General features: G+C 69.7%; 12 protein-coding genes. 4 read left to right on the top strand and 8 right to left on the bottom strand.

From position 1 onward, the window contains the following. Window positions 1-5 precede the first annotated feature (5 nt). From ACFZDJ_RS10360 to nth, 3 genes are all read right to left on the bottom strand, one after another. Window positions 6-1,205: a MarP family serine protease gene (locus tag ACFZDJ_RS10360; protein WP_390934246.1), complete on the bottom strand. Its 1,200-nt coding sequence runs from the start codon at window positions 1,203-1,205 to the stop codon at window positions 6-8. Between the two features lie 13 nt (window positions 1,206-1,218). Beyond that, window positions 1,219-1,878: a CoA pyrophosphatase gene (locus ACFZDJ_RS10355; protein ID WP_168517629.1), complete on the bottom strand. Its 660-nt coding sequence runs from the start codon at window positions 1,876-1,878 to the stop codon at window positions 1,219-1,221. 226 nt (window positions 1,879-2,104) lie between these two features. Then, entirely contained in the window at window positions 2,105-3,253 is a 1,149-nt protein-coding gene (gene nth / locus ACFZDJ_RS10350) for an endonuclease III (protein WP_391057648.1), read from the bottom strand. A gap of 303 nt (window positions 3,254-3,556) precedes the next feature. Here nth and ACFZDJ_RS10345 point away from each other — a divergent pair, with 303 nt between their 5' ends. Further along, entirely contained in the window at window positions 3,557-4,231 is a 675-nt protein-coding gene (locus ACFZDJ_RS10345) for a Crp/Fnr family transcriptional regulator (protein WP_006382668.1), read from the top strand. A gap of 197 nt (window positions 4,232-4,428) precedes the next feature. Here ACFZDJ_RS10345 and ACFZDJ_RS10340 read toward each other — a convergent pair whose 3' ends face one another. The 4 genes from ACFZDJ_RS10340 to ACFZDJ_RS10325 all read right to left on the bottom strand — a co-directional run bounded on the left by ACFZDJ_RS10340 (window position 4,429) and on the right by ACFZDJ_RS10325 (window position 6,862). Further along, the gene (locus ACFZDJ_RS10340) at window positions 4,429-5,259 is read right to left on the bottom strand and encodes an MBL fold metallo-hydrolase (RefSeq protein ID WP_168494124.1); all 831 of its coding nucleotides are present in this window, start codon (window positions 5,257-5,259) and stop codon (window positions 4,429-4,431) included. Continuing rightward, window positions 5,256-6,125, bottom strand: a complete 870-nt coding sequence (locus ACFZDJ_RS10335; RefSeq protein ID WP_391057644.1) for an NUDIX hydrolase — start codon at window positions 6,123-6,125, stop codon at window positions 5,256-5,258. Before ACFZDJ_RS10335 ends, ACFZDJ_RS10340 begins: the two co-directional genes overlap by 4 nt. 108 nt (window positions 6,126-6,233) lie before the next feature. Next, window positions 6,234-6,704 (bottom strand): RidA family protein, encoded by a 471-nt coding sequence (locus tag ACFZDJ_RS10330; RefSeq protein WP_095853386.1) that lies wholly within the window; start codon window positions 6,702-6,704, stop codon window positions 6,234-6,236. Continuing rightward, window positions 6,701-6,862, bottom strand: coding sequence for a DUF4177 domain-containing protein (locus tag ACFZDJ_RS10325; RefSeq protein WP_075033571.1), 162 nt, complete (start codon window positions 6,860-6,862; stop codon window positions 6,701-6,703). Before ACFZDJ_RS10325 ends, ACFZDJ_RS10330 begins: the two co-directional genes overlap by 4 nt. A 95-nt stretch (window positions 6,863-6,957) precedes the next feature. On the opposite strand from ACFZDJ_RS10325, the gene ACFZDJ_RS10320 reads away from it, so the two are divergent. Both ACFZDJ_RS10320 and ACFZDJ_RS10315 read left to right on the top strand, forming a co-directional pair. Then, on the top strand, window positions 6,958-7,935 hold the full coding sequence (locus tag ACFZDJ_RS10320; protein ID WP_385375089.1) for an ArsA family ATPase: 978 nt from the start codon (window positions 6,958-6,960) through the stop codon (window positions 7,933-7,935). After that, window positions 7,932-9,431, top strand: coding sequence for an ArsA-related P-loop ATPase (locus ACFZDJ_RS10315; RefSeq protein WP_390934243.1), 1,500 nt, complete (start codon window positions 7,932-7,934; stop codon window positions 9,429-9,431). Before ACFZDJ_RS10320 ends, ACFZDJ_RS10315 begins: the two co-directional genes overlap by 4 nt. A gap of 182 nt (window positions 9,432-9,613) precedes the next feature. Here the strand turns inward: ACFZDJ_RS10315 and wblA are convergent, their stop codons facing one another. After that, entirely contained in the window at window positions 9,614-9,952 is a 339-nt protein-coding gene (gene wblA, locus ACFZDJ_RS10310) for a transcriptional regulator WblA (RefSeq protein WP_028799159.1), read from the bottom strand. Window positions 9,953-10,360: 408 nt separating this feature from the next. Here wblA and ACFZDJ_RS10305 point away from each other — a divergent pair, with 408 nt between their 5' ends. After that, a complete protein-coding gene (locus ACFZDJ_RS10305) occupies window positions 10,361-12,664 on the top strand; it encodes a transglycosylase domain-containing protein (RefSeq protein WP_390934242.1) in 2,304 nt (767 codons plus the stop codon). Window positions 12,665-12,809: the final 145 nt, after the last annotated feature.

Genomic DNA, 12,809 nt, shown 5'->3' with positions numbered 1-12,809 from the left:
GGCTCTCAGAGCGCGCAGCTGTCGCTGTCCACCTGCTGATCGGCCGTACGGCCCCTGGTGGCGTCCGGCTGGACCTCGTCCGCGGTGAGCGCGTACCCGGTGTTGGCGTCGTCGAGGGACTTCGCGAAGACCACTCCGTACACCTTGCCGTCGGGCGTGAGCAGCGGGCCGCCCGAGTTGCCCTGGCGCACGGTCGCGTAGAGCGAGTAGACGTCACGGCGCACGGTTCCGCGGTGGTAGATGTCCGGGCCGTTGGCCGTGATGCGGCCGCGCACGCGCGCGGGCTGGACGTTGTACGCGCCGTTCTGCGGGAAGCCGGCGACGATCGCGTTGTTGCCGCTGGTCGCGTCCTTGGCCGTGAACTGGAGGGCGGGCGCGCGCAGGTTCGGTACGTCGAGTACGGCGATGTCGCGCTCCCAGTCGTACAGGACGACCTTGGCGTCGTACTTCCTGCCCTCGCCGCCGATCTGGACGGTGGGCTCGTCGACCCCGCCGACCACGTGCGCGTTGGTCATCACGCGGCGGTCGCCGAAGACGAAGCCGCTGCCCTCGAGGACCTTGCCGCAGCTCTGCGCGGTGCCCATCACCTTGACGATGGACTTCTGGGCGCGGGTGGCGACGGGGCTGTTCACGAGCGCCGGGTCGGGGGGCCGGACGTCGGTGATGGGTTCGTTGGCGAACGGGCTGAAGACCTGCGGGAAGCCGTTCTGCGCGAGGACCGAGGAGAAGTCGGCGAACCAGGTGTCGGCCTGGGAGGGCAGGGCGCTGGAGACGCTGTGGAGCACCTTGGAGCCGCGGACCTCCTTGCCGAGGGTCGGCAGCGTCGTACCCGCGAGGGCCGAGCCGATCAGCCAGGCGACCAGGAGCATCGCGACGACGTTGACGAGGGCGCCGCCGGTCGCGTCCAGGGCGCGGGCCGGGGACCAGGTGATGTACCGGCGCAGTTTGTTGCCGAGGTGGGTGGTGAGGGCCTGGCCGACGGAGGCGCAGACGATCACGACGATCACCGCGACCACGGCGGCGGTCGTACTCACCTTGGTGTCGTCGGTCAGGGCACCCCAGACGACGGGAAGCAGATAGACAGCGACGAGGCCGCCGCCCAGGAACCCGATCACCGACAGGATGCCGACGACGAAGCCCTGGCGGTAGCCCACGATCGCGAACCACACGGCGGCGACCAGCAACAGGATGTCCAGCACGTTCACGGAGGCCACCCTGTCATGCGCGCCAGTCGAGCGGGACCTGCTTCTCGCGGTCCCAGGGCAGCTCCCAGCCCGCGTAGTGCAGCAGACGGTCGATGATCCCCGCGGTGAAGCCCCAGACCAGGGCCGATTCGACCAGGAATGCCGGACCTCGGTGACCGCTGGGGTGCACGGTCGTCGCACGGTGGTCGGGGTTCGTGAGATCCGCCACGGGGACCGTGAAGACCCGGGCCGTCTCGGCCGGATCGACCACGCCGACCGGGGTCGGCTCGCGCCACCAGCCCAGGACCGGGGTGACCACGAAGCCGCTCACCGGGATGTAGAGCTTCGGCAGCACGCCGAAGAGCTGGACGCCGCTGGGGTCCAGCCCGGTCTCCTCCTCCGCCTCCCGCAGCGCGGCCCGCAGCGGCCCGTCGGCCTTCGGGTCGCCGTCCTGCGGGTCGAGGGCGCCGCCCGGGAAGGAGGGCTGCCCCGCGTGCGAGCGCAGGGAGCTGGCACGCTCCATCAGCAGCAGCTCGGGGCCGCGGGCTCCCTCGCCGAAGAGGATGAGAACGGCGGACTGCCGCCCCGCACCGTTCGACGGCGGCAGGAAGCGGCTCAGCTGGAGCGGCTCCACGGTCTCGACGGCATGCACCACCGGGTCGAGCCAGGCGGGCAGGCCGTCCTTGGTCACCACGACCTGGCCGTTGTGCGAGTCGGGACCTTCGTGTGTGCGGTGGTGCGCGCCGGGTCCGTCGTACGTGCGGTGTGTGCCCGTCTCGTCCTGCGTGCCGCGCGTACCCGTCTCGTTCTGTGTGCGGTCTGTGTCCGGCTCGTCGTGCCTGCTGTGCGTGTTGCTCGCGTGCGTCATCGCCACCCCCGTTCTGTTCTCCGCAACGCCGGGCGGCGCCGTGTTCGTTCCGTCATCCGGCGCCCAGTGGGGGTGCCGGGATGCCGCCCGCGTCCAGGTAGGACTGCGGCGGGTTGAGGCGTTGGCCGGGGAAGCCGCCCTTCTCGTACTTCAGGAGCTTGCGCGCCTTCTCCGGGTCCGTCTCGCCCTCCCCGTACGCGGGGCAGAGCGGGGCGATGGGGCAGGCGCCGCACGCGGGCTTGCGGGCGTGGCAGATGCGACGGCCGTGGAAGATCACGTGGTGCGAGAGCATCGTCCACTCGGTCTTCGGGAAGAGCGCGCCGACGGCGGCCTCCACCTTGTCCGGGTCGGTCTCGTCGGTCCACTGCCAGCGGCGCACAAGCCGGCCGAAGTGGGTGTCCACGGTGATGCCGGGGCGCCCGAAGGCGTTGCCGAGGACCACGAAGGCGGTCTTGCGGCCTACGCCGGGGAGCTTGACGAGGTCTTCGAGGCGGCCGGGGACCTCGCCCCCGAAGTCCTCCACCAAGGCCTTGGAGAGCCCTATCACCGACTTGGTCTTGGCCCGGAAGAAACCGGTCGGACGGAGAATCTCCTCGACCTCCTCCGGATTCGCCGCGGCGAGGTCCTCGGGCGTGGGGTACTTGGCGAAGAGCGCCGGAGTCGTCTGGTTCACCCGCAGGTCGGTCGTCTGGGCGGACAGGACCGTGGCGATCACCAACTGGAAGGGGTTCTCGAAGTCGAGCTCCGGGTGGGCGTACGGGTACACCTCGGCGAGCTCGCGGTTGATGCGGCGGGCTCGGCGCACGAGAGCGGCGTGGGACTCGACGATCGCCTTCTTGGGGGCGGCTTGGGCGGGGGCCGCCTTCTTGGCCACGGCCTTGGCAGGCACCGCCTTCTTGGCGACCGTCTTGGCAGGCGCCGCCTTCTTGGCGGCAGCCGCCTTGGCCGGTGCCGCCTTCTTGGAAGCAGTCGCCTTCTTGGAGGCGCTCGCCCCCTTCTCGGACGTGGCTGTCGCCTTGCTGGACGTGGTCGCCGCCTTCTTGATCGTGGCCGTCGCCTTCTTGGCCACGCCTGTCATCTTCCCGGTCGCGGCTGTCGCCTTTTGGGCAGACTTCTTCGCGGCCTTCTTCGCGGCCTTCTTCGCGACCGGCTTCGCGACCGGCTTCACCGGCGTCGAATTTGTCGCTTTTGTCGTTTTCATACTTCCGACGGGACCTTGTTCGCCCACAGCGGAATCGCGACGTACAACCACCCGCCCAGCCCCCTTGGCCTGTGCTCTCACCGGCGATTTGGACACCCGGCCAGCCTAAAGCCCCCCACCGACATCCGCCCCGGACCCAGAAGATCAGCCCCCAATTGGCCCCCTGCCGCACTGCCCGGCACGCCAGTGCGGCAGACTTGTGACTGATCACACTGTTTGGACCGTCCAGCAAGATGGGGAACACGGTCCCCTGGTATCACGGGGGAACAAGATCCCCTGAGCAGGTCGACAAGGAGAGAACTCGTGGACGACGTTCTGCGGCGCGCCCCGCTCTTCGCGGCGCTCGATGACGAGCAGGCCGCGGAGCTCCGCGCCTCCATGAGTGAGGTGACCCTCGCACGCGGCGACGCTCTCTTCCACGAGGGCGACCCCGGGGACCGCCTCTACGTGGTCACCGAGGGCAAGGTGAAGCTTCACCGCACCTCACCCGACGGCCGCGAGAACATGCTGGCCGTCCTGGGCCCCGGTGAGCTCATCGGCGAGCTGTCGCTGTTCGACCCGGGCCCGCGCACGGCGACCGCCACCGCGTTGACCGAGGTCAAACTGCTCGGCCTCGGCCACGGCGACCTCCAGCCCTGGCTGAACGCGCGACCCGAGGTGGCCGCCGCGCTGCTGCGCGCCGTCGCCCGGCGCCTGCGCAAGACCAATGACCAGATGTCCGACCTGGTCTTCTCGGACGTGCCCGGCCGCGTGGCCCGCGCGCTCCTGGACCTCTCCCGCCGCTTCGGCGTGCAGTCGGAGGAGGGCATCCACGTCGTGCACGACCTGACGCAGGAGGAGTTGGCCCAGCTGGTCGGCGCGTCCCGCGAGACGGTCAACAAGGCGCTCGCCGACTTCGCGGGCCGTGGCTGGCTCCGCCTGGAGGCCCGCGCGGTCATCCTGCTGGACGTGGAGCGCCTCGCGAAGCGCTCGCGCTGACCGCACCGCGCGCCGGTTTTCGACGCACCTGAAGGGCCCCGCTGCACAGCGGGGCCCTTCGCGTATCGCCGGTATCGCAGGTTTCCGTGTCGTCGGTTTCCGTGTCGCCGGTTTCCGTGTCGCCGGTTTCCGTGTCGTCGGTTTCCGTGTCGCCGGGGTCGCCAGGGCGCCCACCAGCCGCCCGAACGCTCAAACGCCTAGATGAGGCCGTGTTCCCGGAGGTAGTCCATCTGCGCCCGGACCGACAGCTCCGCCGCAGGCCACAGTGAGCGGTCGACGTCCGCGTACACGTGCGCGACGACCTCGGCCGGCGACCGGTAGCCGTTCTCGACCGCCGTCTCGACCTGGGCCAGGCGGTGAGCGCGGTGGGCGAGGTAGAACTCCACGGCGCCCTGGGCGTCCTCCAGGACGGGCCCGTGCCCCGGCAGCACGGTGTGCACGCCGTCGTCCACGGTGAGGGACCTGAGCCGCCGCAGCGAGTCGAGATAGTCGCCCAGACGGCCGTCGGGGTGGGCCACGACGGTCGTACCGCGGCCGAGGATGGTGTCACCCGTCAGGACGGCCCGATCGGCCGGGAGATGGAAGCACAGCGAGTCGGCGGTGTGGCCCGGAGTCGGTACGACACGCAGTTCGAGGCCGCCCACGGTGATGACGTCCCCGTGCGCCAGGCCCTCGTCGCCGAGCCGCAGCGCCGGATCCAGCGCCCGCACCTTCGTGTCCGTCAGTTCCGCGAACCGCCCGGCGCCCTCGGCGTGATCGGGGTGCCCGTGCGTCAGCAGGGTCAGCGCCACCCGCTTCCCCGCCTTCTCGGCGGTGTCCACGACATTGCGCAGATGTACGTCGTCCAGGGGCCCGGGATCGATCACCACCGCCAGGTCGGAGTCCGGCTCGGAGACGATCCAGGTGTTGGTGCCGTCCAGGGTCATCGCGGACGCGTTGGGCGCGAGCACGTTGACGGCGCGCGAGGTGGCGGAGCCGGAAAGGACCCCGCCTCGCGGCTGGCCGGGGAGGGCTGCGGCGTCGGTCATGCGGGGGCTCCACCGGTCGGGATGTGCTTGGTGAACTCGTCGTGGCCCGGCCAGGCGAGGACCACTTCGCCGTTCTCCAGGCGGGCCTTGGCCAGGACGGGGGTCAGATCACGGGCGGGCGCGGCGGCGAGGACGTCGGCGGCGCTGTCGTACGGGATGAGCTGGCGCAGGGTCGCGACGGTGGGCGGCATCATCAGGAGCTCGCCCTTGTCGTACCCGTCCGCCGCGTCCGCGGGACGGATCCAGACCGTACGGTCGGCCTCCGTGGAGGCGTTGCGGGTGCGCTGGCCCTCCGGGAGGGCGGCCACGAAGAACCAGGTGTCGTAGCGACGGGTTTCGAACTCCGGGGTGATCCAGCGGGTCCAGACGCCCAGGAGGTCGGACCTGAGCACGAGTCCGCGGCGGTCGAGGAACTCGGCGAAGGAGAGGTCGCGGGCGACCAGGGCCGCGCGGTCCGCCTCCCAGTCCTCGCCGGTGGTGTCGCCGACGACGGTGTCCGGGGTGGGTCCGGCCAGCAGGACGCCGGCCTCCTCGTACGTCTCGCGGACCGCCGCGCAGACGACGGCCTGGGCGGACGTCTCGTCGGTGCCGAGCCTTTTCGCCCACCACGCGCGTGTGGGGCCCGCCCAGCGGATCTGGTGCTCGTCGTCGCGTGGGTCCACCCCGCCGCCCGGGTACGCGTACGCGCCTCCGGCGAAGGCCATGGAGGCGCGTCTGCGCAGCATGTGCACCACGGGGGTGGAGGGAGTGTCCTTGAGCAGCATGACGGTGGCCGCGCGCTTGGGGAGTACCGGGGTCAGCGTGCCCTTCGCGAGCGCGCGGATCCGCTCGGGCCACTCCGGTGGATACCACTGCCCATTCGCCATGGCCGGAGGCTATCCCGAGCCGGGCGAATGTTCGAGGGGCCCATGGGGATCTCCGGGCCGGGGGCGGGGGCGGCGGGGGCGAAGAAAACCGCCGCCGGTCCCGACCGCCTACACCGCCGTCAGCTCCACCTGGATCTCGACCTCGACCGGGGCGTCCAGCGGGAGGACGGCCACACCGACCGCGCTGCGGGCGTGGACGCCCTTGTCGCCCAGGGCCGCGCCCAGGAGCTCGCTCGCGCCGTTCAGGACACCCGGCTGGCCGGTGAAGTCCGAGGCCGAGGCCACAAAGCCGACGACCTTCACGACGCGCGCGATGCGGTCGAGGTCGCCCGCGACGGACTTGACCGCGGCCAGCGCGTTCAGCGCGCAGATGCGGGCCAGGTCCTTGGCCTCCTCGGCCGTGACCTCCGCGCCCACCTTGCCGGTGAGCGGAAGCTTGCCGTCCACCATCGGCAGCTGCCCCGCGGTGAAGACGTACACGCCGGACTGCACGGCGGGCTGATAGGCGGCCAGCGGCGGTACGACGCCCGGCAGCGTCAGACCGAGCTCCGCGAGCTTCGCCTCGACGGCGCCGCTCATGCCGACTTCTCGCGCTTCAGGTAGGCCACCAGCTGCTCGGGGTTGTTCGGCCCGGGCACGACCTGGACGAGCTCCCAGCCGTCCTCGCCCCAGGTGTCCAGAATCTGCTTCGTGGCATGGACGAGCAGCGGCACGGTTGCGTATTCCCACTTGGTCATGTCGCCGACTGTAGTCGTTGCCGAGGGGGGCCTCGCGCGCACGTTGTCCACAGCCTCCTGCGTAGTACGGCGGCGGACTGGTTAGGCTCGAAGACGTGAGCAGGCTCCAGGTCGTCAGCGGCAAGGGCGGTACCGGCAAGACCACGGTAGCCGCGGCCCTCGCGCTCGCCCTCGCGACCGAGGGCAAGCGCACCCTCCTCGTCGAGGTCGAGGGCAGGCAGGGCATCGCGCAGCTCTTCGAAACAGAAGCGCTGCCCTACGAGGAGCGGAAGATCGCCGTCGCTCCAGGGGGCGGGGAGGTGTACGCCCTCGCCATCGACCCCGAACTGGCCCTTCTGGACTACCTCCAGATGTTCTACAAACTGGGCGGCGCCGGCCGGGCCCTGAAGAAGCTCGGCGCCATCGACTTCGCGACCACCATCGCGCCCGGTCTCAGGGACGTGCTCCTCACGGGGAAGGCGTGCGAGGCCGTCCGCAGGAAGGACAAGAGCGGGCGGTTCGCGTACGACTACGTCGTCATGGACGCGCCACCCACGGGCCGCATCACCCGCTTCCTGAACGTCAACGACGAGGTCGCGGGGCTCGCCAAGATCGGGCCGATACACAATCAGGCGCAGGCCGTGATGCGCGTCCTGAAGTCGCCGGAGACGGCGGTGCACATGGTGACGCTGCTGGAGGAGATGCCCGTCCAGGAGACCGCGGACGGCATCGCCGAGCTGCGGGCGGCGAAGCTGCCGGTGGGACGGATCATCGTGAACATGGTGCGGCCCGCGCTCCTGGACGATGTCGACCTGGAGCTCACGGCCGCCGTCGCGCGCAGCGCCATCGCCAAGTCGCTCTCGGCGGCCGGGCTCGGCGGCGCCCGCCGCGGCGGGAACGCCGAGCGGCTCGTCGGGCCCCTCCTGGAACAGGCCGAGGAGTACGCCGAGCGGCACACCCTGGAGCGCGAGCAGCGGGCCGTCCTGACCGAGCAGGACCTCCCGCTGCACGAACTCCCCCTGCTCGCCGAGGGAATGGACCTGGCGGGCCTGTACGAGCTCGCCACGGAACTGCGCACTCAAGGGATCTCATGAGTCTGGACCCGGCCCGCGTACTCGACCTCGACCCTCTGCTCGACGACCCCGACACCCGCATCGTGGTGTGCTGCGGTTCGGGCGGCGTCGGCAAGACGACCACGGCGGCGGCCCTGGGGCTGCGCGCCGCGGAGCGGGGCCGCAAGGTGGTCGTCCTGACCATCGACCCGGCTCGCCGGCTCGCCCAGTCGATGGGCATCGACTCCCTCGACAACATCCCACGCCGTGTGAAGGGCATCGACGACTCCGCAGGCGGCGAGCTGCACGCCATGATGCTCGACATGAAGCGCACGTTCGACGAGATCGTCGAGGCGCACGCGGACGGCGAGCGGGCGGCCGTGATCCTGAACAACCCCTTCTACCAGTCGCTTTCGGCGGGCTTCGCGGGCACGCAGGAGTACATGGCGATGGAGAAGCTGGGGCAGCTGCGGGCGCGGGACGAGTGGGACCTGATCGTCGTCGACACGCCGCCGTCCCGCTCGGCGCTCGACTTCCTGGACGCGCCCAAGCGGCTCGGGTCCTTCCTCGACGGACGGCTGATCCGGCTCCTGACAGCCCCGGCGAAGCTGGGCGGGCGTGCGGGGATGAAGTTCCTGAACGTCGGGATGTCGATGATGACCGGCACCCTGGGAAAGCTGCTGGGGGGACAACTCCTGAAGGACGTGCAGACGTTCGTGGCGGCGATGGACACGACGTTCGGGGGCTTCCGTACGCGCGCGGACGCCACGTACAAGCTGCTCCAGGCGCCCGGGACGGCGTTCCTGGTGGTGGCGGCCCCGGAGCGGGACGCGCTGCGCGAGGCCGCGTACTTCGTGGAGCGGCTGGCGGCCGAGGACATGCCGTTCGCCGGTCTCGTACTCAACCGGGTGCACGGCAGCAGTGCCGCCCAGCTGTCCGCGGAGCGGGCGCTCGCGGCGGCGGAGAACCTCGATGCCGAGACCGCCGAGGAACTTGCGGCCGAGGGGGACAGGGATCCCGAGGCCGTCGGCGGCCTGGATCCCGATCCTGCGGAAGATCTTGAATCCACGGCTGTAGAAAATCTTGACGACGCCCGCATTGTGGATCAGGAGGGCGGGAAAGCTGGACTTCGTAACTCTCCCGACACGTACGGCAGTTCAGAATCTCCCGCTTCCGAGACATCAGCTCCCGACGGCTCCGAAGGTCCAGCCGGCTCCGACGGTTCCGATGAAGGCTCCCCCGCCGCCACGGACAGCACAGACGCCACGGACAGGACCGACGCACCGACCGACACGCCGCCGCACGGGCACCGGACCGTCGAACAACTCACCGCAGGCCTGCTGAGGCTGCACGCCGAGCGCATGCAGCTGCTCTCCCGCGAGCAGCGCACGCGTGACCGCTTCGCCGCGCTCCACCCGGAGGTGGCGGTTGCCGAAGTGGCCGCGCTGCCCGGCGACGTACACGATCTCGCAGGACTGCGGGACATCGGAGAACGGCTCGCGGCCAACCGGCCGGAGCTGCCTGAAACCGACGCCTGAGCGGCGCCGTCCACGGGCCCGGGGCCGGCCCTGAGTCATGAACTCGTGGCCGGGCCTGAGATGACCTGAGGTGAGCCTGAGATTGCCTGAGGCGAGTGGGTCCGAGGCGGTAGGTGGGTCCGAGGCGGTAGGTGAGTCCGACGCGGGCCGAGGTGGCCCGCGGGACGCCTTCCGTGGCGCCCTCAGCCCACCGCCGCGTAGCGCTCGTACACCTCTTCCTCGTCGAGGGGCAGCAGGCCCGCGCCGCGCTCGTACTCCGTACGCGCGGTCTCCAGCAGGCGTCGCCACGAGGTGACGGTGGGACGCCTGCGCAGCAATGCGCGACGCTCCCGCTCCGTCATGCCACCCCACACGCCGAATTCGACGCGATTGTCGAGCGCATCGGCGAGGCACTCCGTGCGTACCGGACATCCGGTGCACACTGCCTTCGCCCTGTTCTGCGCTGCTCCTTGAACGAACAGTTCATCCGGATCGGTAGTGCGGCAGGCCGCCTGCGCACTCCAGTCGGTTACCCAGCCCATACCGGCGCCGTCCTCTCCCGAATCGAGGCTCCCCCACGGCGGCAGCGGCATATTCACCGCCGCCAGTTGAGGACGTTACGGAAGGCAGGCACAGCGCAACACCCCCTGCGGGCCCAATCTTGAATGGCCCGAACGGACTATGCGTAAGCGGCAGATCACCCGGGGGAGTGAGCGGCGGACATATGTGAGTACTCCGGCAAACCGGGACAGTTCAGTTGAGTCACAACGGACGCCAGGTGACGCATGAGGCTGATTCGGACACGACCTCCCCAAAAAAGTTGGGGAACCTCCGGAACGATTCGGGGTCGCCGGACGTATTGATACGTGGCCATACTGCTGTGACAGTTGAGAACAGCTTAGGCCAAGGCATATACGCGTGTCCGGCGAATGAGAACGTAGGCTGCCCCTATGCCAAAGAAGCGCTCGGGCGGTGGTCTGTCGCCAACGCAACAGGCCGCCAAGTTCCTCGGTGTCAGCGTGCTCGCTGGAGCAGTCATGGCCGGAATCGCGCTGCCCGCAGCGGGCGCGCTCGGTCTCGCGGCCAAGGGTTCCGTCCAGGGGTTCGACGAGATTCCCGACAACCTGAAGAGTCCCGCGCTGAGTCAGCGCACCACCATCCTGGACAGCAAGGGCGGTCAGATCGCGACGGTCTACTCGCGCGACCGCACGGTGGTCGACCTCAAGGACATCTCGCCGTACATGCAGAAGGCGATCGTCGCGATCGAGGACTCCCGCTTCTACCAGCACGGCGCGATCGACCTGAAGGGCGTCCTGCGCGCCCTGAACCAGAACGCGCAGAACGGCGGGGTCGCCCAGGGCGCCTCCACGCTCACCCAGCAGCTGGTGAAGAACTACTTCGTGGAGGAGGCCGGCGACGACCCGACGAAGGTCGCCCAGGCCACCCAGCAGACCCTCGGCCGCAAGGTCCGCGAGCTCAAGTACGCGATCCAGCTGGAAGAGAAGCTCGGCAAGAAGAAGATCCTCGAGAACTACCTGAACATCACGTTCTTCGGCGAGCAGGCCTACGGCATCGAGGCTGCCGCCCAGCGTTACTTCTCCAAGCCCGCCAAGGACCTGAGCCTCGAGGAGTCGGCGATGCTCGCGGGCATCGTCCAGTCGCCCAGCCGGTACGACCCGGTGAACGACGAGGCGGAGGCCACCAAGCGCCGCAACACCGTGCTGCAGCGCATGGCCGAGGTGCACGACATCTCCCAGCAGGAGGCCGACAAGGCCAAGGAGGCGAAGCTCGGCCTGAAGGTCAGCCAGCCGAAGAACGGCTGCATCACGGCGGTCAAGGGCGCGAGCTTCTTCTGCAAGTACGTGGAGAACGTGTTCCTCAGCGACCCGGTCTTCGGCAAGACCAAGGAGGCCCGGGCGAAGGTCTGGAACCAGGGCGGCCTGACCATCCGTACGACGCTCGACCCGCAGGCGCAGCAGTCGGTGCAGTCCTCGATCAAGTCCCACGTCAACAAGTCGGACTCGGTCGCCACGGCGGCCACCCTGGTCGAGCCGGGCACCGGGAAGATCGTCGGCATGGGCCAGTCGAGGCCGTACGGCTACGGGAAGAACGAGACGGAGTACAACTACTCGGTCGACCGTGACATGGGCGGTTCGAACTACGGCTTCCCGACCGGTTCGACCTTCAAGCCGTTCGTGGCCGCGGCCGCGCTGGAGGAGGGCCGGCCGGCGACCCAGCAGTACCCGTCGCCGTACGAGATGGCCTACCCCAGCCCCGTGCAGACGTGCAGCAGCAAGCCCTGGACCAACCTGACCAACGAGAAGCTGTCGAACGAGAGCACCGAGGAGAAGGGCCCGTACGCGCTGAAGACGGCGATGGCCAAGTCGGTCAACACCTACTTCGTGCAGATGATCTCGGACATCGGCATCTGCCCCGTGGTGAAGATCACCGACAAGCTGCACGTCGTGCAGGGCAATGGCGACAAGCTGCCCGAGGTGCCCGCCATCACCCTCGGCTCCAAGGGCATCTCCCCGCTGACCATGGCGAGCGCGTACGCCACCTTCGCCTCCCGGGGCATGTACTGCACGCCGATCGCCATCGAGTCGATCACCCAGAAGGCCGACGGCAAGGAGAAGTCGCTCGAGGTCCCGAAGTCGACGTGCTCGCGGGCCATGTCCGAGAAGACCGCGGACACCGTCAACACGCTGCTCCAGGGCGTGATCGACTCCGGTACGGGTCAGCAGGCCGGCCTCTCCGACCGCGACAACGCCGGTAAGACGGGTACGACGGACGAGCGCAAGAACGCCTGGTTCGTCGGGTACACGCCGAACCTGTCGGGCGCGGTCTGGGTCGGCAGCCCCAAGCAGAACGTCAAGATGACGAACATCAGCATCGGCGGCGTTTACCACGACCTCGTCTACGGCGGTCAGGTGCCCGGCCCCATCTGGAAGGACGCCATGACCGGCGCCCTCTCGGGCAAGGACTCCCCGTCCTTCAACCTCGTCGACATTCCCGACGAGAAGCCCAAGGACAACGGCCACGGCCCGGGCGACGGGAACAACGGCGACAACAAGGGCAACGCGAACGGTGGGAACACCACCAACGGCAACACCGTCAACGGGAACACGATCAGCGGCAACACCATCAGTGGCACCAACGGTGACACGAACGGTGGCGGGTTCCCGACGCCTACGTTCTCGATCCCCTCGGGCTTCATTCAGGGTCAGAACGGCAACGGGGGGCGTCACGGGTAACCCACCCCGTCACGCCCGCTGACAGAGAGCGGCACCGCACAGTCGTGGGGCGCGGCGCGCCCCCCCGGGGGGGGGGGGGGGGGGCCGCCGGGGGGGGGGGGGGGGGGGGGGGGGGGGGGCGGGCGGGGGGGGGGGGCGGGGCTCG

Source organism: Streptomyces sp. NPDC007896 (assembly GCF_042959425.1).
In the GTDB taxonomy this organism is placed as follows: domain Bacteria; phylum Actinomycetota; class Actinomycetes; order Streptomycetales; family Streptomycetaceae; genus Streptomyces.
Note: the sequence above shows the minus strand (reverse complement) of the source record. Positions and strands in the feature narration are given on the sequence as shown.

Coding starts and splice junctions, on each gene's coding strand:
- nth (WP_391057648.1), bottom strand. CDS start 3,253: ATGAAAACGACAAAAGCGACAAATTCGACGCCGGTGAAGCCGGTCGCG.
- ACFZDJ_RS10340 (WP_168494124.1), bottom strand. CDS start 5,259: ATGACCGACGCCGCAGCCCTCCCCGGCCAGCCGCGAGGCGGGGTCCTT.
- ACFZDJ_RS10335 (WP_391057644.1), bottom strand. CDS start 6,125: ATGGCGAATGGGCAGTGGTATCCACCGGAGTGGCCCGAGCGGATCCGC.
- ACFZDJ_RS10330 (WP_095853386.1), bottom strand. CDS start 6,704: ATGAGCGGCGCCGTCGAGGCGAAGCTCGCGGAGCTCGGTCTGACGCTG.
- ACFZDJ_RS10325 (WP_075033571.1), bottom strand. CDS start 6,862: ATGACCAAGTGGGAATACGCAACCGTGCCGCTGCTCGTCCATGCCACG.
- ACFZDJ_RS10315 (WP_390934243.1), top strand. CDS start 7,932: ATGAGTCTGGACCCGGCCCGCGTACTCGACCTCGACCCTCTGCTCGAC.
- wblA (WP_028799159.1), bottom strand. CDS start 9,952: ATGGGCTGGGTAACCGACTGGAGTGCGCAGGCGGCCTGCCGCACTACC.
- ACFZDJ_RS10305 (WP_390934242.1), top strand. CDS start 10,361: ATGCCAAAGAAGCGCTCGGGCGGTGGTCTGTCGCCAACGCAACAGGCC.